This is a genomic window from Thermostichus vulcanus str. 'Rupite' (assembly GCF_022848905.1).
GTDB classification, from domain to species: Bacteria; Cyanobacteriota; Cyanobacteriia; order Thermostichales; family Thermostichaceae; genus Thermostichus; species Thermostichus vulcanus_A.
The window spans coordinates 38307-60676 of record NZ_JAFIRA010000003.1 but is presented as its reverse complement, the minus strand read 5'-3'; the positions used below and the strand labels follow the sequence as shown (position 1 = coordinate 60676).

The window sequence follows — 22370 nt, the reverse complement described above, 5'->3', positions numbered from 1 at the left end:
AACTCTGCAATCACTTTGCCATTGATACTCGATACAACAAAATCAGCACAAAAAATCCCGATGACTGTCATCGGGATCCCCTACAAAAGGTCAAGGTTTTCTAGCTGACTTGCGGTTTCAATTGATCCTCAAGTTGCTAGTTAGTCATGAATCGGATCCCCGGTGAGCGGATCCCAAAACAGGCGGATTCAAGCCGCAGCCAGACGGGCATTGGCGGCATCCCAATTCACCAGGTGCTCTAGGTAGGTGCTAATGAAGTCGGGGCGCCTGTTCTGGTAGTCGAGGTAGTAGGCGTGCTCCCATACATCCAGGGTGAGGAGTGGAGTTTGCCCATGCACCAGGGGGTTTTCGGCGTTGGGGGTTTTGGTCACTTTCAGGGTGCCATTCTCCAGTACCAACCAGGCCCAACCACTGCCGAACTGAGTGGCAGCAGCGGTTTTGAACGCCTCGGCAAATTGGTCGTAGCCACCGAAATCGGCATTGATCTTCTCGGCAATGGCTCCTGTGGGCGCGCCGCCTCCACCCGGCTTCATGGATTCCCAGAAGAACGTGTGATTCCAGACTTGGGCCGCATTGTTGAAGATACCCGCTTTGGCCGGATCCCCGAAGGTAGCCTTGACGATCTCCTCCAAGGATTTGCTGGCCAGTTCGGTACCTTCGATCAGTTTGTTCAGGTTGGTCACATAGGCAGCATGGTGTTTGCCGTGATGGAAGGAGAAAGTCTCCGCTGACATGTAAGGCTGTAGCGCATCGGAGGCGTAGGGCAGAGCCGGGAGTTCGAAAGCCATAATCGTCTGTCCTCTGTGTCTTGTGCGAAGGAGTGCAAGGAAATAAGGCTTCTACCTGAGGGAGGTGTTACCTTTCTTTGCAGTCCCAGTGTAACTCAGAATGACTACGCTTTGGGATCCCAGTCGGTCTCTCCCAATAGGATAGGTCTTCTCGGTCAACTCTAACGGGATCCCTCCCGTAGCAGCTCAATGACCAATGGGACAACATCTTTGAGCAGGGGGATCAAAACGGCAGTTACTGCAGCGATGGTCACGGCATTGCGGGTGAAGTTGAGGGTGTCGCGGCTCAGCTGAAAAAACCGTTCATCCCAGCGCTTCACTTCGGCTTCGATCCGTTCTTCCGTGTTGGCGATGCTCTCCAAAACCTCTTGACTTTGCTCGGCCAGTTGCGCAATCGCTTGGGCATTGGCCTCCACCGTGCGCTCGATGCGATCTAGCCTGTCTTCGGTGTAAGTCATCGAGGGCGGGCGAACTGGTTTGGGCTGGGAAAATCCTGGGCCGGGATCCCTTCGAGCGCTTCGGTCATAAAGCGTTTCCAGGTGGGGGCGACAAAAGCACCCCCTGCGGTACCCGCCAGCATTGGGGAGTTGTCGTCGTTGCCGATCCAAATGGCCGTGGAAAGCTGGGGTACATAGCCAATAAACCAGGCATCTCGGAAGTCGGAAGTGGTTCCAGTTTTACCCGCCACAGGCCGCCCATCATCTAGCCGAGCAGCGGTGCCCGTTCCCCCGGTTACAACCCCTTTGAGGATTTGGTTCAGTACCGCCACCGACCAGGGATCCAAGACCTGCTCCAGGCTGGGCTTGGCCTCAAAGAGGATTTGGCCGTTGCGATCCACCACCTGGGCCAAGAGGGTAGGCTCTAGGGCATGGCCGCCATTGGCAAACACCGCATAGCTAGCGGCCATCTCCAGCGGGCTAATGCTGGCAGAACCCAGGGCTGTGGCCAGGTTGGGGAACATCTCGGCGCTAATGCCTGTGGCCTGAGCAGCCGCAATCACATTGCGGATCCCGACATCATCCGCCAGTTTCACTGTCGGCACATTGCGGGAAAGCTCTAGGGCACGGGCAAAGGAGAGAGGACCGTAGAAGGTGTTGTCGTAGTTTTTCGGGCTGTAGGGCGGGGATCCCGGATAGGTAATCGGGGTATCCTCCAAAATGCTGCCGGGTGAATAGCGCCCTGTGGCCAAAGCTGTGTAAAACACGTAGGGCTTAAAGGTGGATCCCGTTTGGCGAAAGGCTTGGGTGGCGCGGTTAAACTGCCCTCGCTGCGCATTGATCCCGCCTACAATGGCCTTGACATACCCCGTGCGGGGATCCACCGCTGCCAAAGCCATTTGATTGGCCCGTCGAGCTGCTCCTATCCGTGGGCCATCTTCATTGACAATGCGCTGAGCAATCCGTTGGAGCCGCAGATCGATGGTGGACTGAATCCGCAATCCTCCCTGCACCAGGGCTTGTTCCCCATAGCGGCGACGAATTTCCGCCTCAATAGCATCGGTAACCGCCGGAGCATTGCTCTGAAAGGAGGTGATCCGGCCCAGGGTCAATTCCTGGTCGCGGGCTGCTTGCGCCTCTTCGGGGGTGATCCAGTTCAGTTCCACCAGGCGATCCAACACCAGTCGTTGCCGCCGTTTGGCTCCCTCCAGATTACGAAAAGGGCTGAGGGTTTCTGGGGCGGGCAGGATCCCGGCCAACATGGCTGACTCGGCTAGGTTCAGCTCCGCCGCATTCTTGTTGAAGTAGCTCCGGGCCGCTGTTTGAATGCCGTAGAGGTTGTGCCCCCAATACACCTGATTGAGGTACATTTCTAAGATTTCGTCTTTGCTGAAGACCTGCTCCATCCGCACCGCCAACACCGCCTCGGCCACCTTACGACTGAGACTCCGTTCCGGCGTTAGGAACAGGTTTTTCACCAGCTGCATCGTGAGGGTGGATCCCCCGCCCGCAGAGCCAAGCCCACCCTCCACACTGCCCAAGATCACCCGCCCTAAGCTGATGGGGTTGATGCCTTGGTGGGTGTAAAAGTGGCTGTCTTCAATGGCTAGGAGCGCCTTTTTCATTTCCGGTGAAACTTCTTCCACCGAGATCACTTCCCGGTTGGCTTCTCCATGCAGGCTGGCGATCGGTTCACCCCGAATATCCACAATGTGGGTAGTAGCAATCGGTACATAGTCCCGCAGTTGATGCACATCCGGCAGATTGCGGAAGCTGATGGCCAAACCCACCAACCCGGCAGCGGTAGCAGTGGAACCGAGCAATAGGGATCCCAGGAGCAAATTCCCTACTACACCCCCAACTTGAGCGAGCAAAGAAGGCCTTGGGGGTGGCGAATATTCGGCTTGCCCGTTGAACCGTGCTCCGGGAGTTGGACGACTGGGGAGACGACCTGAAGCGGGGTCTTTTGCCCACGGTACCGATTGTTTGCGACTGTACGCCACGTCCACAACCCCAACAAACCTGACTTATTATAAGTCTCTCCCTGTGGGCAAGGCAGGTTCAGGGATCCTCTAATCGGTTTCCTCTGGCAACCCAAGCTTGGCGGTTAGGAAGCGGTTGGCCACAGTTTCCGGTTGAATCGCAGACAGGATAATATGCCCGGAATCGGTGATGATCACCGCACGGGTACGCCGACCATAGGTGGCATCCACCAATTGACCTCGCTCGCGGGCATCGCTGATGATGCGTTTAATGGGAGCAGACTCTGGGCTGACAATGGCGATCACACGTCCAGCCGCGACAATGTTGCCAAAGCCAATGTTAATCAGGCGGGTATCCATAAGTGGGTAGACATGGGTAGGCAGAGCTGGGATCCGGGATCTCCATAAAAGTAGCAAATAAAACTGCCAATCAGCATCTTTACGGATGAAAGAGAATCATTAGTAACCTGGGGGGACCCACAGGATGATACAGGCAGGGATCCCTCCAGGCACAAAAACGTAGGAAATACAAAGTTTTGAAATGCGACCTTGATCACTGCCCCAGTGAGTAAAACAGCATTATGCTTGCGGGTAAGTGAAAAAAAGATCTCTCCATCCAGTCTTGAAAGGGAACGTGTGAGAGATTGTTCACAAGGCAAGCTGCCTCTATCGGATCCCTTCAGGTCAAGATCATGCAACCCCATCTGGAGAACCACATCCTCAATGATCGCTACCGTCTTCAGCATTTAATCAGTGAAGGGGGGATGGGAGCTGTCTACCAGGCGGTGGATACGCAACGCTTCGATGCCACAGTGGCGGTGAAATTGCTGCACCAAAGGCTGCTGGTTAAATCTCATCTTCACGATCAATTGTTGCAACGATTTGCCACTGAAGCTAAGGTCAGCATTCTCTTGGGCAATCATCCCAACATCATTAAGGTGATGGATTATGGACTCGAAGGGGATCAACCCTTTTTGGTGATGGAATTTTTGGGGGAAGCACCTCTAGTCGGACAGAGCCTGAGCCAATTGTTGAAGCAAGAGGGGCCGATGGCTCCCGAACGGGTGGTGCGCTTGGCCCGTCAGATTTGCGCGGGATTACACCATGCCCACTGCTTTGAGCGGGAGCTGGATGGCATTTCCATCAAAGGGGTGATCCACCGCGACATCAAGCCCAGCAATATTTACATTGTCCGGGATCCCACCTCGGGCCAGGGAGGAGAAACCGTTAAGTTGCTGGATTTTGGCATTGCCAAAGTCTTAAGCGATATGACCCTGAGCTTGGGCACTGAGGCTTTGGGATTTCTAGGTACTGCCCAGTACGCTTCCCCCGAACAGCTGCGCGGCAAGGTCTTGGATGCCCGTTCCGATATCTATTCGCTGGGGTTGGTGCTTTACGAGATGTTGGCGGGGCAGTCTCCGCTAGAACCCGAAACCGACTCTTTTTGGGCCTGGATCGATGCCCACAACCATCAGCCCCCTAAGCCCCTGCCCCTAGAGCAACTGCCTCATTCGATTCCACCGACGTTGCAACAGATTGTCTTCGCCTGCCTGGAAAAGGATCGGGAGGAACGCCCCGTCAGTATGCAGGCCCTGAGCAATGCCCTAGAGGCTGTGCTGCAACCTCCCCCAGAAGGGGCAACCGTTGCGGATATCACCACCTGGATCACACAACTTTTGAAACATACGGCACCCCCTTCTGTACCAGTCACCCGCCCCGACACGACGGTTGAACTTCCTCCAAAACCTGTTTCTGGCCCTGCCCCTAGTGGCAAGGTGGGTACACCCAATCAACCCCTCCGTTCTCAGGCTGCGTCTGGCCCACAGGGATCCCGTTCCGATGGTTCTGGGCCTGTTTCCGGGTCTCCAGCTTCTCACCCTTCACGGCCTGTTACCCCCGGCACTCCCTTATTTGCGGCGCGAGAAGAGAGTCCTTCCCTGCTAGAAGATGCCTTGCAGCAGCCGTCTGAAATCATCTCCTCTGAACCTTCTCAGCCAGCTCCAGTTCAAGAGGTTAGCGATATTGATCCAAAAGACAGCTCCACGCAGGAACCCCGAGAAGGGATCCCGGCCACCATTCAGTATTCTTCTATCTCGGTTGTTCCTCCCACACCGGTCGCACAGCCAGACCCACCCACTCAACCGCAGAAGACCGAACTCTCCACTGCACAGGCAAGACGGACATTCCCCCCAGGATCCCCAGCAAGCTCTGCTCAAAAGACACCAGCTCCTTCCACTCGGGTTGTAGCCAAACCCACAACTGGCAAAGGAGCCTGGTTGTTTGGCCTGCTCCTGGTGCTCTTGGGTTCTGCTGGGGGAGGACTGTGGTATCTCTCCATGCAGACCGCTTTTGGGCCTGAAACCCCCGAACCGGATCCCTCCCCCACTCTGGTCGCGGCAACCCCCGAACCGGATCCCTCCCCAGAAACGACGCCTCCCCCAACTCCAGAAGTAGAGACGACTCCAGAACCGACACCGGAAGTGACGCCAACCCCCACTCCAGAAGCGATCCCGACCCCGACACCAGAGGCCACCCCAACGCCGACCTCAACTCCAAATCCGACACCAGAAGCCACCCCGACTCCAACCCCGGTTCCAACACCAACCCCTGCACCAGCCCTCACTCCGACACCAACCCCAGAACCGACCCCGACCCCTGTACCCGCAACACCACCACCAACCCCTGTTCCACAATTTACCCCTCTGCTACAAGGAGTTCGACCTCAAACCACACCTACCCCAGCTCCCACCGCCGCTCAAGCGGGAGTAGATGTAGTTGCCCTTTTGGATCAAGGTCGCAGCTTGATTGGATCCGGGCGCGGGTTAGACGCCTTAGTCACCTATGAGCGAGCCACTGAAGCCGATCCGAATTCTGCTGCTGCCTGGAGTGGGAAGTGTATGGCGGCTGTGTTACTTGGACAATTCCCGGAAGCGCTGTCTGCCTGCGAACGGTCACAACAAATTTCTGCCGATCACCCAGAGGCTGCAACCGGACGTTGTGCAGCTTTGGTGGGGTTGGGGCGGCAGTCGGAAGCAGGGACGGTCTGTAACCGAGCTGTGCAGTTGGATGCCAACAATGCCTATTCCTGGCTGAATCAGGGGGCGTACCTGATTTGGGCACAAGACTTTGCTAAGGCCGCTGAAGCCAGCCAAAAAGCAACCCAACTCAACAGCAATCTCTACCAGGCATGGTTCAACCAGTCTCTATCTTTATCTGCCTTACGTCGCTTTGATGAGGCTCTACGTGCTTCTGACAAAGCAGTGGAATTGCGCCCAAATTTGGCAGATGCCTGGTATGGTCGGGGTCTGATCCTGGAGCAACTGGGCCGCAATGAAGAAGCGGTAAACTCCTACAAACGGGCTGTGGAGTTACGCCCCGGCTATCCCGAAGCATTGGCAGGGGTAGGCAGGCTCTCGGGCTATTGATACAACCCTTTCATGCTCCGCAGTCGCATGTCGCGTAGCATTAGTGTTGCGTAGCAACAATGCCTACGGCAGGCTGCGCCACCCCAAAAGTGAACGCGGGTTTGCGACAACAACGATTGTGTCCCTAACCCCTTTCAAAAGAGCTAGAGTGCTCCGCACCGCTGTCGCGAAAGGGATTGACCCTGTGCTAGGTGACCAGCGTTGCCCTATGGGCCACCATGACCCTCATCACAATACTTGGTTTCTGCCAACTCAGAAACATTAGAAACAGGTTGAAAGTAATCAAGGTCAGCATCTATCCTGCCGATGAGCAGTCCATCCTACTAGCCAAGCATTTTGACTGGACCCGATGGCTGTGGCATCACTGCTTGTCTGTCGTGACGGAAACCTACAAGACGACCGGCAAGGAGATTTCTGCTTTCATCGTGAAAAAACAGATCCCAGCGCTGAAGGTTGAGCATGAATGGCGGAAGGAATGCTATTCGCAGTGCTTGCAGCCGTCGGTACTGAATCTGTCACGGGCGTTCCAACCCTTCTTTGAGGGGAGAGCGAAGTACCCCAACTGCAAATCTAAGCATCATGTGCCGACGGCAGACTTACGCCATCGGCAGTCGGTTCAGTTCCCTCAAAACGTCAAAGTGATTTCGTGATTTCTGAGTCTGCAATCAAGTTTCTTGGTTCTCTGGGTAGGGTTGCGGCTCACAACAGCATGATAGGGACATCAATGGAGCAATCAATATCAGCAATGAAGGCTTGCGGATTCTGGCCTCAGGAAGTGGGGCTTCTGATCTAGGACGCGATGTAAGACCAAAGGGAGGAAGGCGCAAGTCCACCCTCTCCGAGGCTGTTGTGGATGATTAGAGAAGCCCGCGCTGTATGCAGAGCATCAGCGTCGGGCACTTCACCAGAGCGGCTCAACAACCCTTAACCGGCCACTGCCGAGCCCGATAAAGTGGGCCGAACCTCAGCGGACATATGCTCAGGCTCGTACATCTTCAACACGTATTCCGCCACCATGCGGTCGGTGTTGAAGACAGGGTTAAGGGTGCGAATTGCCTCCTTCATCCGGGCCACCCAGCGGCGCGGGATCCCGTGCTCATCACGGTCATAGAACATCGGGATGACCTCATACTCCAGCAGATCATAGAGGGAGTTGGCATCCAAATCATCTTGGGCCGCCGGATCGAGACCGTCGATTTCTTGGCCAATAGCCCAACCATTATGACCGTTGTAGCCCTCGGGCCACCAGCCATCCAAAACCGACAAATTTAAACCACCGCTAAAGCCCACCTTTTGCCCAGAGGTACCGGAAGCTTCCAACGGTCGCCGGGGGTTATTCAGCCACACATCCACCCCTTGCACCAAGTTGCGACCGACATAGGCATCGTAATTTTCGATGAAGGCGATGCGATCCGCCACTTCCGGTTGGTTGGACCATTCCACCACCCGTTGAATTAAGCGTTTACCCCCTTCATCGCGGGGGTGAGCCTTACCGGCAAAAATGATTTGAACCGGGTAATCCTTATTGGTGAAGATGCGGGTGATCCGCTCCAGATCCCGCAGGATCAGATCGCCTCGTTTGTAGGTGCTGAAGCGACGGGCAAACCCAATCGTTAGGATCTTCGGATCCAAAAGGTGGCCTACCGCTTGAATGCGCTCGTTAGCTTCCCCGCGATTACGCCGGGATCGCAGCACCCGGTGGCGAGCAAAAGAGACCAAGCGCTCCCGCAGGGCCGCCTTACGCCGCCACAACTCCTCATCGGGGATCTCGTTAACCCGCGCCCACACCTCAGGGTCTGATATCCGCTCTAGCCAATCGGGCCCCAAGTACTGGTCGTAGAGATTCCAGAACAGGGGTGAGATCCAGGTGCGAGCGTGAACACCATTGGTAATTGAGCCGATCGGTACCTCATCTACAGAGCGCTCCGGGTAAAGCACATGCCACATTTCGCGGGATACCCGTCCGTGTAGCTTGCTCACCCCATTGGCCGCCCGTGCGTACCGCAACGCCAGTACCGTCATGTTAAAGCGCTCCCAGGGATCCCCGGTTCGACGTGCCCCCAATGCCAAAAATTGCTCCCGTGTCAGGCCCAGTTGTGGCCAGAAGGAGGCAAAGAAGGCATCCATCTCATTGGGGCTAAAGGCATCGTGACCCGCCGGCACAGGGGTATGGGTGGTGAACAGACACTTCTCCCGCACCTTCGGCTCTGCCGCCAAAAAGGGCGTTCCTCGGGAAATTTCTTCCCGCAACAGCTCCAGGGTTAAGAACGCAGCATGCCCCTCATTCATATGGTAGACCGAGGGATCCAAGCCCAACTGGCGCAGCAGGCGCACACCCCCGATGCCGAGAATGCACTCCTGCGCGATGCGAGTATCGGTGCTACCGCCGTAAAGATGGCCAGTAATCCAGCGATCAATCGGATCATTTTCTGGAATGTCAGTATCAAGTAGGAAGAGGGGCACCCGACCCACATCTACCCGCCAGGTACGGGCCTTCACCAGCCGCTGCCGCATGGCCACTTCCACCAACAGAGGGTTGCCATCCTGACCACGTACCAAGGTGAGGGGCAGCGAGTCAAATTCCGAATCTTCGTAGAGTTCCCCTTGCCAGCCACTGTTGTCGAGGCGCTGTTGGAAATAGCCCTGACGATAGAGCAATCCAATCGCCACCATCGGTACCCCCAAATCGGAGGCCGACTTGAGGTGGTCGGCAGCCAACATGCCCAAACCACCGGAGTAGGTGGGCAAAGACTCGTGCAAACCGTATTCGGCACAGAAATAGGCAATCGGGCGCTGCCAGTTGTAGCTTTTCATGGTGCGCTTAGCCCAGGTGTCCTCAGCGGCCATGTAGGCACGATAGGACTTCACCATCCGTTGCAGAGTCGCCAAATAGTTCACATCTGTGGCCAGAGCCGCCAGCCGCAGGTAGGAAACCTCCTCCAGCATGCGCACAGGATTATGGGAGGTTCTCTCCCACAAGGCGGGATCCATTTCTCGGAAGATGGTGAGGTGATCCGGGTTCCAAGTCCACCAATAGTTGCGGGCGATCTCGCACAACGGCATGAGAGCCTCGGGTAGTACGGGACAACGCTCAGGAAAGGCAGGGGCTAGGGTGGCGATGGACATAGTACAGATACCTGGGGATAAAGTTTAGGCTGGAAAAAAAGAAGGAGAGAGCGATCCTGGTAAACGTGTTTCAATTATTGGGTCAATTCTGAGGATTTCGACAGGAGAATTCAAGATCTCTACAAGATCCCCAAGAGATCCAAACCGGACTTTTTCGGGATCCCCTCAGTCTTGCCACCACAGCAGGAAGCACTCAAATCCTAGGCCCTATCGGCAATTCAGCCAAAGAGGGAGTCAATAATGTCAGAACATCCAAAGACAATCCGCCATTGGAGTTAACAAAATCTATAGAATCGCAACAGGCTCTCAGGAATCAACCACAGAGACAATAAAAATCTTGTCTTCCACACAACCCTAAAGACTGCTGCCGCTTTTGCTACCAAATAGTCTATTTCAATCTCTCTTGTCCAATACTGTCCTGGGATCTGGGATCCCTGGCCTGTTTCTAGCGCCCTTCCACCAAGGCTAGGCCCGTATTGCGGTAATAATGGCTGAGGATCTGCTGGTAGGAATAGTTTTGGCCCGCCATACCGGCAGCGCCCCACTGGCTCATGCCCACTCCATGTCCATAGCCGCGCCCCTGAATCTCAAAAAACGCCGGTGGGGATCCTGTTACGGGGGTGAGGCTGGCGGTAGTTGTGGCAGCTCCGCGCGGGCTAATGGCGATCATCGTGCTGCGCAACCCCAATAACCGACGAAACTCACCGGCATTCAGGTCTTTGCTGCCTTGGGATCCCGTCAAGCGCAACATCATCGCCCGTCCCCAAGGGGAGCTGCGCAACACCTCAACCGAGCGAATCGCGCCAATGCCAGAGGCCAACTGTTGGATTTGCTGGGCGGGGATGGTAGCGGTCCAGCTAAAGACAGGCGAGTTTTGGTCAAAATCCGGCACCCCCTGCAAATAGGGCAACGACTCTAGCCACACATTCCCCGCATCATCCGTATGCCCCCCCGCAGAGGAGTGGAAAACGGCATTGATCAGCTGACCTTGGTGGATGAGAACCTGTCCGGCAGTCTCGCGGGCCGCCGCTTGGGTCCGACTGGATTCGGCGGCCACCCCTTTGTACACCTGCCAATCGACACCATCCCCCAGATCAAATGGCTGGTTAGAACGGCGACCGCGGTGGTAGAGGGCATATGTGCGGGAGGCCACCGCTTGAGCTTTAAGAGCCTCAAGTGGGAAACGGTGCCCCATTTCGCTGCCCACCACGCTGGAAACGTAGTCATCCAGGCCGACTTGATTGATGGCGATCACCCCGTTCTCGCCTGGGATCAACTCCACCAAGCCGCGATACCAATTTTGGTTGATAAACACTAGCCCATCCGGGGATGTCGGCTGCAGGTAGAGGCGTTGTCCCTGCTGGCCGGCTAAGCTGACCCCCGCACCAGAACGGGTAGCCCGCAACGGTTGCATGGCTTGAACCTCTGCCAGAGGTTGCCCTTGGGCATTCAGCAGCCGCGCCCCTGTAGAGCTCCCGAGGGTCACCTGCGGTTTGTTGACGGCAATGCCCACCCGCAGCAACACGCGCGCCTGTACCGGGAAAGTTAAACACAGCCAGGCCCAAATCAGAAGAGCAATACCCTTCAACCAAGCGGACTGACGATAGGACAGAACAGGAGGGGAAGGAGAAGAAAAAAGGGCAACAGGCACGCACCAGATCCTCAACATGAGCAACGACAGCCTGAGCAATGAGCACAGAAATTACTGTTAAGAATCAAAAGATTGATTGACAGAATAGGCCGACAAACTCCACAGGTAGGGGATCCCTGAGGGGCATAACCCACCTCAAGAATCACAGGAGAGTAGCGGTCAAGCCCGTTATGACAGTATCAAAAACATCCTGCAGATGCACGACCCTAACCGGACAAAATTACTAGGGGTGGGGTGGGATCCGTCGCAGCCGCAGGAACCACTGCTGCAACAGTTGCCGACACTCGGCTTCACAAACCCCGCCGATCACCTCTGGGCAATGGAAACTAGCGCCGGATGCTGGCAAATTCAGCACACTGCGCAATGCGCCAGCCTTAGGGTCATCAGCGCCGTAGATCACCTGAGCCAGGCGAGATTGGCTGATTGCCCCGGCACACATCGGACAGGGTTCGAGGGTCACATATAACCGACAGCCCAGCAGTTGCCAATCTCCCAGGTGTTGTCCCGCCTGCCGCAAAGCCAAGATTTCCGCATGAGCAGTGGGATCCCGATCTCGTTCCCGTCGATTACTGCTCAGGGCGAGCAACGCTTCTCCAGGGCCGACCACCAGAGCGGCTACGGGAATCTCTCCCGCCTCTCCCGCTTGTTGGGCTGCCTCAAGGGCCAATTGCATCCAGCCACGATGGATTTGCCAGGGATCCCGACCGCTTGGCTGTGAGGCGTTGGGGAAATTGCTCTTATTCCCGATCATTTTGGGCCTTTCGAGCACTGCCGCCCTCTTCAGGATTTGCTAGGTTGATCACACATGGCCTTACTAATGAAATATCAAGTGAAGTATCAAGCGTGAATCGGGCTGTCTGACCCAGAATCGGCGCACGCTGGCTTGTCACAGCCATCAGCTCTCTTAATCGACCTTGCACAGCTTTGGGAGGATTCATGGTGCGGATTCTACGGCACACACTTCTGGCGATGGTTTTGTTTGGTGGAGGCGTTGCGGGTGGAGTCTGGCTGTCGTCTCGCTCTGGGCAAGAATGGCTGGAGCAGAGCCCTGTCAGCACCTGGACACGACGGGCCACAGAAGAGGTGCAATCTCGTTTGCCTCAGGCTGAGCCTCGCTCTGCCGATGTTGTTCGGCCTTCCAACTTCATCGCAGCGGTTGCCGAAGAGGTGGGGCCGGCGGTGGTACGCATTGATGCGACCCGCACGGTGTCAAGAGTGGCCAATCCCGAATTGTTTAACCAGCCCCTGTTCCGCCGCTTCTTTGGGGATCAGATACCACAACTGCCACAGGAGTTTCAGCGGGAAGGGACGGGTTCCGGGTTCATCATCGATGCCAGTGGCCTGATCATTACCAATGCCCATGTGGTGGAGGGCAGCGAGCGGGTGACGGTGCATTTGCTGGATGGGCGCACCTTTGAGGGGGAAGTGAAGGGGTCGGATCCCGTCACAGATGTGGCGGTGATCAAAGTTGAGGGCGAGGATCTGCCGACAGTGACGTTGGGAGACTCCGACCGAGTGCGTCCGGGGGATTGGGCCATTGCCATTGGCAACCCACTTGGTTTGGATAACACTGTAACCGCCGGGATCATCAGTGCGGTTGGCCGTTCCTCAGGTCAAATTGGGGCCGCCAACAAACGAGTGGCTTTCCTACAAACGGATGCGGCGATTAATCCGGGCAACTCCGGTGGCCCACTCTTGGATGCAGAAGGTCGTGTGATTGGGGTGAACACAGCCATTTTCCAACGGGCCCAGAGCGTTGGCTTCTCCATTCCCATCAACCGAGCCATGGAAATTGCTGAGCAGCTCATCAAGCATGGCCGCGTCGATCACGCCTTCTTGGGCATCCGTATGATTACGCTTAACCCGGAAATGGTTGAGCGCCTCAACCGGGATCCCGAGCGCCCCACAACCTTGACTGTGCAGGAAGGGGTCTTGATTGGGCAGGTGATCCCTGGCTCCCCAGCCGAGCAAATCGGCTTGCGGGAGGGAGATGTGATCACCCAAATCAACGATCAACCCATTCGCGATGCTGAACAGGTACAGCAGATGGTGGAGGCGACCGGCGTGGGCAATGCTCTCACTGTGCGGGTGATCCGGGACGGGCAGGAGCAAGCCTTTGAAGTCAGAACCGGGGTACTCCCAACGGAGCCCTAGCATTTGTGTTTGTGTATCCCTTGCTGTTCGCATTCCCCAGATTGATTGCCATGAGTGATTGATTTGGCAATGACGGTTTGGTAGCGTCTGAAGCGGGTCTTGAGGTTTCAACAGATACTTTGCTTCACCAATTACCTTGCTAGACGGGAAGGCTCGCGCTGTACCCGTTAGGGTCAGCGTCGAGGGGGTAGGACAGTACGACCTCTCCAAACTCTGTGCTGTATTGGCCAAGGAATTTGAATGGGCAGGCAAGCTTAATTCAATGGCAAGACAGGCTAGCGCGGAGCGTGCCTGGTCTGCTATCAAACGGTTCTACGACAATTGCAAAGCTAAGAAGCCCGGGAAGAAGGGCTTCCCCAGGTTCAAGAAGAATTGCCGCTCGGTGGAATACAAAACCTCTGGGTGGAAGCTCTCTGCCGACCGGAAGCATCTTACCTTCACCGATGGTTTCAAGGCCGGAACCTTTTTGCTGGTAGGAGCCAGGGACTTGCATTTCTACCCGATTTCCCAGATTAAGCGGGTTCGGGTTGTGCGCAAAGCGGATGGCTACTACGCTCAGTTTTGCATTGCGGTTGACCGACAGGAAACGATTCCACCCACAGGCAAAGCCGTTGGCATTGACCTGGGGTTGAAGTATTTCTACAAGGCAACCGATGGCACTGAGGTAGAAAACCCCAGGTTTTTGAGGAAGTCGGAGCGCAAACTGAAACGGTTGCAGCGGCGAGTTTCCAAAAAGCAAAAGGGATCCCAAAATCGCAAGAAAGCAACAAATCGTCTGAGACGGCAACACCTGAAAGTGAGTCGGCAGCGTAAAGACTGGGCTGTGAAACAAGCCCGTCTGGAGAAGGGATTGAGATTGGCTGGGTTGAGTACGGTGGGGCACACCGGAATTAACGCCTCTGGACAGAACGACCACTATCCAAGTCAAGCAATCGTGCTCCGCACGACCCGTAGGGTCATTGATTTGGACAAGTCGGCTGGTTGAAGGAGGAACCCCGTGCTGTACCCGTTAGGGTCAGCGTCAGGAGGATGTCAGTTGTTCAATGGCTTGTTGTAGTAAATGGGTAAGAGACAGCCGTAATAGCTCATTGTTATTGGCGATTGCTTGTTGAGAAGCTTTATTTGCTCGGCAGTCCAACTCAATCTGCGCCCCAACTCTGGCGGGCTGTTGTCAGGTGTTTGCCCTACATCAGGGTTCAACAGCATGACAGTTTGTTGAGCTAGGGTGGGATCCCGAGTTAGATCTGGCTTCATAGAGTCAGTGCTTGTCCTTTAGTCGGAGTAGCCACGTGACCCCTGAACCGGATTCCCAACCGATTCTCCTGCCCTCTACCCCCGAGGCAAAACCCATGGCCAAGGGCAAAAAGAAGCGTCTCAAAGCCACCGGGATCCCGAAACCCACTTTTTTCCCTGGGCAGCCGGGCCCCAAGCGTCGCAAACTCTCGCAAAAGGATTATGAGCGGGAGTTGTTCCCTTTGAAAGTGGAGCTGGTGAAGCTGCAGTACTGGGTAAAGCACAAAGGATTGAAGGTGGTGATCATCTTTGAGGGGCGAGATGCCGCTGGGAAGGGGGGCATGATCACTACCCTGACCCAACCGTTGAATCCACGCGGCTGTCGGGTGGTGGCCTTAGGGGTACCGTCGGATCGGGAGCAAACCCAGTGGTACTTTCAGCGCTATGTAGCCCATTTGCCTGCTGCCGGAGAGATTGTCATCTTTGACCGCAGTTGGTACAACCGGGCTGGGGTGGAGAAAGTGATGGGCTTTTGCACCGAAGAGGAGTATCAGGAGTTCATGCGCTCCTGCCCCGAGTTTGAGCGAATGCTGGTGCGCTCCGATATTATTCTTTTGAAATATTGGTTTTCCGTCAGTGATGACGAACAGGAACGGCGCTTCCAAAAGCGGGTTAACGATCCCCTTAAGCGCTGGAAGCTCAGTCCCATGGATATTGAGTCCCGTAACCGTTGGGTGGAATATTCCCAAGCCAAAGACACGATGCTGGCCCACACCAATATTCCTGAAGCCCCGTGGTTTACGGTGGAAGCTGACGACAAACGCCGTGCCCGCCTCAACTGCATTCACCACATCCTCAGCAAGATCCCCTACGAAGATCTGATCCCTGAGGCTGTGGAGCTACCACCTCGCAAGGAAGGGGGACATTATCAGCGCCCACCCCGCAACGAACAGTTCTACGTGCCGCAGGTGTACTGAGAAGCCTGTGACAGAATAGCCCCAGAGCGGGGAACTGGGTATGGCTTGGGCAGTCGGGGAGAAACTACAGGAGGGGCGCTATCGCATTGAGTCGATCCTAGGGGAGGGCGGCTTTGGCATCACCTACTGTGCCTGGGACAACTTCCGTGCTGACCAGGTGGTGATCAAGGTCTTGAACGATAGTATTGCCCGGGATCCCGACTATCCGCGCTTTGAGCAGAGTTTCATGAACGAGGCCCTCCAGTTGGCCCGCTGCCGTCACCCCCATGTGGTCAAGGTGGAGGAGGTGATCCGCGAAGGGGAACGCTGGTGCATCGTCATGGAGTTTATTCGCGGCCAAACCCTGCATCAGCTCCTGCGTCAAACGGGGCCACTGCCCTTGCCGGAAGCACTGCGCTTCACCCAAGAGGTGGGATCCGCCCTCAGCGCCTTGCATGAGCAAGGGATCCTGCATCGGGATGTGAAACCTGCCAACATTATGGTGCGGGCTGAGTCTAAACAGGCGGTGTTGATTGACTTTGGCTTGGCCCGAGGCTTTGCTCAAGGGATCCTGCAGCGGCACACTTCCTTAGGTACCGATGGCTATGCCCCTTTGGAGCAATACGATACCTGGCGCCGTCGGGGAGCCTTTATCGATGTCTATGCCCTAGCCGCTACCCTCTACACACTGCTGACTGGAATGGTACCCCTGTGTGCGCCGGTACGAGCCACAGGCCGGGAGCTGGATCCACCCCAACGGCTGAACCCCGATATTCCTGGCCGGGTGAGCCGAGCGATTGAGCAGGGGATGGCTTTGAAATGGGAGGAGCGCCCACAAACCATCGCAGAGTGGCTGCAACTGCTTGTCGAAGAGCCTTCTGATACTTCTGCAGGGATCCAACAGGGTAAGCCCCACCCGGGGATCGGGATCCAAACCCGCGATCTCCAGGAATTGCAGCAAATCCTGGCCAAACCTGAAGATGAATTGGAACGGTTGCTGATAGAGCATTCTGCGGAGGAGCTGGAACGCATCGTTGCGCCGCCCACCCCCGCCACGGTGAAAATGGCCCCGGATCCCGGATCTCTTGTATTTCCAGAAGTACAGATGGGGCCGGACTTTGGCCCAAGGGGATCCCAGCCAGCAGCAAACCCGGTCACGTCCCCCTGGCAAGAATGGGTTGGTGAAGCAGCTCCTGCGTTTCAAGGATTATGGGATCGGCTGCAAGCCGGGCAATGGAGAGAGGCGGATCGCTGGACATCGGCCCTGATGTTGAAACTCAGTGGCCGCTCCACCACCGGCTACTTTGCCCTGGAAGACATTCAGGCTTTTCCTTGCCCGATGTTGCGCCTGATCGACCAATTTTGGGTGCAAACCAGTCTGGGGCGCTTCGGCTTCAGTGTGCAAAAGCAGTTGTGGCAAGGCTTGGGCCCAAGTGGGACGTTCACAGGGAGAAGTGGTGCTCTTCCCCGTGAAGAACAGATGGCGGAAAAAGTAGGTTGGTGGGTGCAAGGCCGCTGGCTGGGCTATGACGAGCTGAATACCTCTTTACAGGCGGCAAAGGGGCATTTACCCATCGGTTTCTTTTGGGGGTATGCGGGGGGTTTACGCTCCGCTTTGTTGCTGTTGGATCAGGTGGTACTGAAAAAAATGAATGCTTGTCTTTGAGGGCAAATGAGCCGATTGCAGCAAATAGCGAAGATACTGCTGGGATCCTTACCATGTAGCCCTTGACACTCTTGTTCTGGTTAAATTTACCGGATTGATTACAGGATGGATTGCACCCTCAGGTCAGCAGCTTGACTTTAACAGTCTGGTATCATCCGTTAGGCTAACTGTTACGTCTTAAGGGCAAAAACAGACATTCGAGCCCCAATCTTGTTGTGTCGGACTGGAGACAGCTCTATGCCAAGCTCGGCCCCCGCTCCCCTGACTTTACCCACCCTCAATTGGCACACTTTGTCAGAACTGGAGGTCATCCAGCAAATCACCGGGACATCGGGATCCCTGGCCACCCTTTCGGAAACGGGCTTAAGCCCGGCGCTGGTGAAGGAGCGACAGGAACAGTACGGCCCCAATGAACTGAAGGCCAAGGCGGCAACTCCTGCCTGGATGCGGTTTTTACTGCAATTCAACCAGTCGCTCCTCTACATTCTGATGGTGGCGGGTACCATCAAAGCCTTCCTGGGATCCTGGCGTAACGCCATTGTGATTTGGGGGGTGGTGCTGATCAACGCCATCATCGGCTACATCCAAGAGGCGAAAGCGGAAGAAGCCATCTCAGCTCTGGCCCAGTCGGTGACGACAGAAGCAACCGTGATACGGGGAGGGCAAAAACTCAAGGTACCCTCGCGGGAGTTGGTGCCGGGGGATGTGGTGCTGTTGGCCTCGGGGGATAAAGTCCCTGCAGATCTGCGCCTGTTGAGTGTGCGCAATTTACAAGTGGATGAATCCGCCCTCACCGGCGAATCGGTACCAGTAGAAAAGCAGACGGGATCCCTACCGGAAGATACCCCCCTTGCTGATCGACAGAACATGGCCTATGCCGGTAGCTTCGTCACCTTTGGCCAGGGGATGGGCTTGGTGGTGGCCATTGGCAACGATACCCAAACGGGCCGCATCTCGGGGCTGATCGAAAAGGGGGGATCCCTGGAAACCCCCCTCACCCGCAAGTTTGAGCAATTTAGCCTGATGTTGCTCAAGATCATTCTCACCCTAGCTGGGGTCACCTTTGCAGTTGGGCTGGTGCAAGGGCAAGAGGCGGTGACCATGTTCGAGGCGGCGGTGGCCTTGGCGGTGAGTGCCATTCCCGAAGGCTTGCCAGCAGTGGTGACGGTAACCTTGGCGATTGGGGTCTCGCGGATGGCGCAACGACATGCCATCATTCGCAAACTGCCGGCTGTGGAAACCTTGGGCAGTGCCACCGTGATTTGTTCTGACAAAACCGGCACGCTCACCGAGAATCAAATGACGGTGCAGGCCATCTACGCTGGGGGCGAGCTGTATCGGGTGACAGGGACAGGCTACAGCCCGCAGGGCCAAATCCTCCAACCCGAGACCGCTACTGCGGTGCATCCACAATCTTTGCCTGGTCTACAGGCTTGTCTGCTGACCGGATGCCTGTGTAATGATACGCGGCTGAAACTCAAGGACAACGGCCAACTGGAGGTGGTGGGGGATCCCACAGAAGCGGCCCTGATCGTGGTGGGGCAAAAGGTGGCTATGGAAGTGGAAGAGCTGCAGCGGCGCTATCCCCGCCTCGATAGCATTCCCTTCGAGTCTCAGTTTCAATACATGGCCAGCCTCCATCGGCTCGGGCCAGATGAGCACTGTATTTACGTCAAGGGATCCCTGGAAGCGCTGCTAAAGCGCTGCCAAACGGAACTGGGTTCACAGGGAGACATCCAACCGATTGAGGGGGATCGAATTTGGCAACAGGCGGATTACCTGGCCCGTCAGGGATTGCGGGTCTTGGCCTTCGCTCAGAAGATCGTTCCTCCCACGCAGGAGACACTCGACCATAAGGACATCGAATCTGGCCTGACCTTTCTCGGGTTACAAGGGATGATCGATCCACCCCGGCAAGAGGCCATCGCCGCCGTTCGTTCCTGTCAGTCTGCCGGGATCCAAGTCAAGATGATTACCGGCGACCACGTTCTCACCGCCCAAGCAATTGCCGAACAGATGGGCTTGGGGGCAGGACAGGCGGTACAAGCCTACAGTGGCCGGGATCTGGAGCAGTTAAGCCCAGAAGAATTTGTGGAGGCAGCCAACCAGGGATCCGTCTTTGCGCGGGTGATCCCGGAACAAAAACTGCGCCTGGTGGAAGCGCTGCAATCGCGGGGGCAGATTGTCGCCATGACCGGAGATGGGGTTAATGATGCGCCCGCCCTGAAACAAGCAGATGTCGGTATTGCCATGGGGCGCAGCGGTACAGAGGTGGCCAAGGCGGCTGCCGACATGATTCTGACGGATGACAATTTTGCCTCCATCGAAGCGGCAGTGGAAGAGGGGCGCACCGTCTACAACAATCTCCTCAAAGCCATCGCCTTCATCCTGCCAGTGAATGGGGGGGAATCGATGACGATCCTGCTCAGCGTGCTCCTGGGCCGTGAGCTGCCGATTCTGGCCATTCAGGTGTTGTGGCTGAACATGATTAACTCCATCACCATGACGGTGCCCCTCTCCTTCGAGCCGAGTACAGGCCGCGAAATGACCCGTCCCCCCCGGGATCCGAAGGCCAATTTGCTCTCCCCCAAGCTGTTGCAACGGATTCTGTTGGTCTCAGTCTTCAACTGGATCCTCATTTTTGGCATCTTCGAGTACATCGAGCAAACGACCGGCAATATCGATCTCGCCCGTTCGATGGCTATTCAAGCCTTGGTGATGGGGCGAATCTTCTATTTGCTTAGTCTCAGCCAAGCCATTCCCACCCTGTTGGGCCGGGGGCGTGCCAGCCAGTTGGAACAACACGAACGCCTTATGGATACAGCCGCCATCGCCATTGGCATTGGGGGGGCAATCCTGCTCCAGATCCTGTTCAGCCAATGGAGCCTGTTTAACATCATCTTCGACACCGCACCGCTGTCTTGGGGGCAATGGGGCATTTGCCTGGCGGTGAGCTTGCCGATGATCGTTGTCTCAGCGGTGGCCAATCGCGTGGATCCCAATTAAGTATAAGTCCCTAACCAGTGCCTTCGGCTGCGATTGAGGAGGGGATCCCTGGCTACAGCTTCTTTGGACTGTTGCCCTCTACACTGCAGGGCTGTAGTTCAGAAGTTCGCCCTATGGTCACCCCCGATCTGTTTACTCCCTTCCAGATGGGAGCCGTACCGTTGCCCAACCGCATCGTCATGGCGGCCCTGACACGCTGCCGAGCGGGAGCAGGCAATGTTCCCACTTCCTTGAACGCCCTCTACTACAGTCAACGGGCTAGTGCCGGACTGATCATTGCCGAGGCCACTCAAGTGTCTCCCCAAGGGGTAGGGTATCCTCGCACACCCGGTATTTACAGCGATGCCCAGGTGGCAGGGTGGCAACAGGTGACCACAGCAGTCCATCAAGCGGGGGGACGCATCTTTTTGCAACTGTGGCATGTGGGACGGCTGTCGCACCCTCTGTTGCAAGAACAGGGTCAATTGCCCGTTGCTCCTTCAGCCATTGCCGCTACAGGCCATGTCACCTTGGCTGATGGCAGCCAGCATCCCTATGTCACCCCGCGCCCCTTAGAAACCGAAGAAATTGCCCAGCTTATCCTAGACTTCCGCAAAGGAGCCGAAAATGCCCGCCGGGCTGGGTTTGATGGCATTGAGCTTCATGCTGCTTTTGGCTATCTTTTCGACCAATTCCTGCAAGACAACAGCAATCACCGTACCGATCTGTATGGCGGTTCTTTGGAAAATCGGGCTCGCTTTCTGCTGGAAGTCACAGAGGCGGTGATTGGGGTTTGGGGCGCTGGACGAGTGGGAATTAAACTGTCTCCAAGCAACACCTACCACAACATGGCGGATTCCGATCCGATTCGCACCTTTAGCTACGTGGTTGAGCAACTGAACCACTTTCCGCTCTCCCATTTACAAATCATGGAGACCGGCGAATCGGATTTACGCCACGGAGGCACTCTGATCCCAACCGCGATCTTTCGCCCCCTCTATCGAGGCAATTTGATGGTGAATGGCGGCTATGACTACGAAAAAGCCAACCAGGTTCTGGCGCGTCAAGGGGCAGATCTCGTCTCGTTTGGGCGACTTTTTATTGCCAATCCCGATCTGCCACAACGCTTTGCCCAGGGATCCCAACTGAATCCTGTGGATCGATCCACCTACTACACGGAAGGGCCAAAGGGTTATATCGATTACCCAACCCTGAACCCAACAAAAGCAGCAGCGGCCTTCGGCGCTTGAGTTCTTTTTGCCCCTACCACCTTTTGGTAAGAGCGGGAACGCCAGCTCACAAGAATCTTTCCCTTCCGGTCTCTTGCTTCACGCAAGAGCAGGAAAACTTGTCCTCAAAAAAATGCTTCAGACTTTTGGTTGCAGAAGGACATTCGGAGGCTATGATTTTAGAGAAGGATGTAGGACATTAAGAAATGTCGGATATACCACCACAACCTTTAACTGGCAAAGCTCTGCTTCAGAAGGTTGAATCCCTGGGGCATCTTCCGCGCCGGGAAACGGCGAAGCGATGTGGCTATGTAACCCTAACCAAGACCAACAAGCCTCGTGTCAACTTAAATGAGTTTTATGATGCGGTGTTGGCGGCAAAAGGTCTGAGTCTTACTCCCGGTTCCAGCCGGGACAAGCGGGGGCGTGAGCCAACCTTTCGGGTCAGTGTTCACAAAAATGGTCAACTGATCATTGGGGCAGTTTACACCGAAAAAATGCAGCTTCATCCGGGTGATGAGTTTGAGATTCAGTTGGGTTACAAGCATATTCACCTCAAGCAAGTCTTGAATGGTCAGGTGATGGAGGAGGCAACCACAACGGAAGAAGCTCCTCCCAAAGCAACCCGAGGCCGCAAGAAAAAAGTAGCTGAGGCTTGAACTTTATTTTGGGGCTAGGCAGCGTTAGGCCAGACAGAAAACTGTCACTGAGCTGCTCCTCTCAGTCTTTACCCTCTTT

Annotated in this window: 15 protein-coding genes and 1 pseudogene; 9 read left to right on the top strand and 7 right to left on the bottom strand. The window is 55.9% G+C overall.

Annotation, left to right across the window (positions count from 1 at the left end; translation table 11 throughout):
- Positions 1-188 precede the first annotated feature (188 nt).
- From JX360_RS02325 to remA, 4 genes are all read right to left on the bottom strand, one after another.
- Positions 189-788: a superoxide dismutase gene (locus JX360_RS02325; RefSeq protein ID WP_244348918.1), complete on the bottom strand. Its 600-nt coding sequence runs from the start codon at positions 786-788 to the stop codon at positions 189-191.
- A gap of 161 nt (positions 789-949) precedes the next feature.
- Positions 950-1246, bottom strand: a complete 297-nt coding sequence (locus JX360_RS02320) for a hypothetical protein (protein ID WP_244348916.1) — start codon at positions 1244-1246, stop codon at positions 950-952.
- On the bottom strand, positions 1243-3228 hold the full coding sequence (locus JX360_RS02315; protein WP_244348915.1) for a transglycosylase domain-containing protein: 1986 nt from the start codon (positions 3226-3228) through the stop codon (positions 1243-1245). The genes JX360_RS02320 and JX360_RS02315 overlap by 4 nt, the downstream gene beginning before the upstream one ends.
- A gap of 69 nt (positions 3229-3297) precedes the next feature.
- Positions 3298-3567 carry an extracellular matrix/biofilm regulator RemA gene (remA, locus tag JX360_RS02310; RefSeq protein ID WP_244348914.1) on the bottom strand — a complete coding sequence of 90 codons (270 nt, stop codon included), beginning with the start codon at positions 3565-3567 and terminating at the stop codon, positions 3298-3300.
- 284 nt (positions 3568-3851) lie between these two features.
- Here remA and JX360_RS02305 point away from each other — a divergent pair, with 284 nt between their 5' ends.
- Positions 3852-6632 carry a protein kinase domain-containing protein gene (locus tag JX360_RS02305; RefSeq protein WP_244348912.1) on the top strand — a complete coding sequence of 927 codons (2781 nt, stop codon included), beginning with the start codon at positions 3852-3854 and terminating at the stop codon, positions 6630-6632.
- A gap of 191 nt (positions 6633-6823) precedes the next feature.
- Entirely contained in the window at positions 6824-7282 is a 459-nt protein-coding gene (locus tag JX360_RS02300) for a helix-turn-helix domain-containing protein (RefSeq protein ID WP_244348911.1), read from the top strand.
- A 274-nt stretch (positions 7283-7556) separates the two neighbouring features.
- Here the strand turns inward: JX360_RS02300 and glgP are convergent, their stop codons facing one another.
- The 3 genes from glgP to JX360_RS02285 all read right to left on the bottom strand — a co-directional run bounded on the left by glgP (position 7557) and on the right by JX360_RS02285 (position 12082).
- Positions 7557-9758 carry an alpha-glucan family phosphorylase gene (gene glgP / locus JX360_RS02295; RefSeq protein WP_244348909.1) on the bottom strand — a complete coding sequence of 734 codons (2202 nt, stop codon included), beginning with the start codon at positions 9756-9758 and terminating at the stop codon, positions 7557-7559.
- Positions 9759-10203: 445 nt separating this feature from the next.
- Positions 10204-11409, bottom strand: coding sequence for a SpoIID/LytB domain-containing protein (locus tag JX360_RS02290; RefSeq protein ID WP_244348907.1), 1206 nt, complete (start codon positions 11407-11409; stop codon positions 10204-10206).
- Positions 11410-11632: 223 nt separating this feature from the next.
- Complete coding sequence (locus JX360_RS02285) at positions 11633-12082, bottom strand: nucleoside deaminase (RefSeq protein ID WP_244349021.1); 450 nt, start codon at positions 12080-12082, stop codon at positions 11633-11635.
- 263 nt (positions 12083-12345) lie between these two features.
- Between JX360_RS02285 and JX360_RS02280 the strand changes: the two genes are divergently transcribed.
- The 7 genes and pseudogenes from JX360_RS02280 to JX360_RS02250 all read left to right on the top strand — a co-directional run bounded on the left by JX360_RS02280 (position 12346) and on the right by JX360_RS02250 (position 22291).
- On the top strand, positions 12346-13563 hold the full coding sequence (locus JX360_RS02280) for an HhoA/HhoB/HtrA family serine endopeptidase (protein ID WP_244348905.1): 1218 nt from the start codon (positions 12346-12348) through the stop codon (positions 13561-13563).
- A 130-nt stretch (positions 13564-13693) separates the two neighbouring features.
- Positions 13694-14401 (top strand): annotated as a pseudogene (locus JX360_RS02275) (RNA-guided endonuclease InsQ/TnpB family protein); the annotation flags it as partial.
- Positions 14402-14852: 451 nt separating this feature from the next.
- Positions 14853-15773, top strand: coding sequence for a polyphosphate kinase 2 (gene ppk2, locus JX360_RS02270; protein ID WP_244348901.1), 921 nt, complete (start codon positions 14853-14855; stop codon positions 15771-15773).
- 40 nt (positions 15774-15813) lie between these two features.
- On the top strand, positions 15814-17418 hold the full coding sequence (locus JX360_RS02265) for a serine/threonine-protein kinase (protein WP_244348899.1): 1605 nt from the start codon (positions 15814-15816) through the stop codon (positions 17416-17418).
- Between the two features lie 237 nt (positions 17419-17655).
- Complete coding sequence (locus JX360_RS02260; RefSeq protein WP_244348897.1) at positions 17656-20424, top strand: cation-translocating P-type ATPase; 2769 nt, start codon at positions 17656-17658, stop codon at positions 20422-20424.
- A 113-nt stretch (positions 20425-20537) separates the two neighbouring features.
- Positions 20538-21653: an alkene reductase gene (locus tag JX360_RS02255; protein WP_244348895.1), complete on the top strand. Its 1116-nt coding sequence runs from the start codon at positions 20538-20540 to the stop codon at positions 21651-21653.
- A gap of 185 nt (positions 21654-21838) precedes the next feature.
- Positions 21839-22291 (top strand): AbrB family transcriptional regulator, encoded by a 453-nt coding sequence (locus tag JX360_RS02250; protein WP_244348893.1) that lies wholly within the window; start codon positions 21839-21841, stop codon positions 22289-22291.
- Positions 22292-22370 lie beyond the last annotated feature (79 nt).